The 1,403-nt window shown below is 37.6% G+C and carries 1 protein-coding gene and 1 pseudogene; both read right to left on the bottom strand.

Going from position 1 to position 1,403, the window contains the following annotated elements; genetic code table 11:
- Nucleotides 1–453 (bottom strand): annotated as a pseudogene (locus tag V7137_RS29965) (hypothetical protein); the annotation flags it as partial.
- Nucleotides 444–1,403: Wadjet anti-phage system protein JetD domain-containing protein (locus V7137_RS29960; protein ID WP_335701442.1), on the bottom strand; the 960-nt coding region annotated here is incomplete at its 5' end. The gene V7137_RS29960 and the pseudogene V7137_RS29965, both read right to left, overlap by 10 nt.

Below are 1,403 nucleotides of genomic sequence, written 5' to 3'. Positions count from 1 at the left end.
CATAAAAATCATTTCCTGAGCGACATCTGTGAGTTTATAAACAATGGAGCCGCCAATCTCTAAATTCGTATATAATTCATCCATTGTGACATATCTGAATGTTTGAGTCTCCCAGGATTGTCTTATTTCATCGTAATATAAGGCTTCAAACGGTTTACTATACTCTTCTTTTCCCTGATATAAAAGCCCACTTGTAATCCGTTCAATTTGCTTTTCGTCTGCTAAAAGCTTCATTTGCTTAATGGAATCTTCCACCATATACTTGATATCGGATTTACGTCTATGATCATCATCATTTAATTCTCTATAAAAGATTGTGAGGAGCACTTGCATGAGAATGGTTTGGATGTGAGGCTTCAGCTCACCTACTTCCATTCCCCTCCCAAGCTCAAACAGTGGATTTAATCGTTGCATTCTTTGGGCGAATCCTTCCCATGATTCGTTCACATCCATCTCCTCCATGTTTCGATTGTTAAGACTTCTTGCGGGATCCGCTTATTTTCCTGCCATAATTGGTGTAATAGCGCCTGCTCCTCTTCAGTAAACCATTGAAAAAATAAATCACGGTATTGGGTGTTTTGTGTTTGGCCGATTTTCTGGTCATTCCTTTTTTCTAGACATTCAAGCATTTTTCGATAAATTTTTAAGGCAGGCTGAATACAGCAATCCGGGTATTTTTCGATAAGCCTTATGATGATACCGTATCCCGCGGCATCAAGATCTCCTGTGTAATAGAAAAGATAGGGTTTTGGCGGAAACATTCGAAAGAAAAAGGAAAAGCTCCGTTCAATTTTTGTCCCTTCACCATAAATAATCAGTTCCGGTTCATAATCCAGTTCATTTGCTTCCAATAACTTAATGGAAGTATGGAAGAAAGATAGATTCTCGACAATCAGGACCCGCTGAATATCTTTTATTTCTTTCCCTTGTTTCATCCAAAATACAAAAGGCTCCCCGTAGTTCAACATTTTAAGTTGGTCTTCTGATATGCCAATTCTAGCTAAGAAGCCTTTACCATCAGGAAAGCTATCACTGTCCAGTAAGAATTTTTCATGTTCAAATAGCTCTAAGCTTCTTTCTTCAACTGACACGATTACCCGTTCCTGACTGGATTGGAGAAATGTATATAAATTGTGGATTCGATTCCATTCGTCTTTAGTTTGCCATTCAGGGTGCCTTTCATAATAGGAAAAATCAAACTGATCACTTAATTTCATCATCTCGAGACGATCCCATTTGTTTTCCTGAACTTTTATATTAACCCAATAATATAAGGCAAGCGCTGGTGTTCTTCCATTGTATTGATTATTTTGAATAGGGATAAGTTGTCCTTCTACTTGTAATGTTTCAATGGCACGATAAAACAACGAATAACCGTCCATTTCAAAATAATCATCCAAACG

The sequence above is a fragment of the Neobacillus drentensis genome (genome assembly GCF_036962765.1).
Taxonomy (GTDB): domain Bacteria; phylum Bacillota; class Bacilli; order Bacillales; family Cytobacillaceae; genus Neobacillus; species Neobacillus drentensis_C.
The sequence above is the reverse complement of the archived record's forward strand: the minus strand, read 5'-3'. Positions and strand labels throughout refer to the sequence as shown.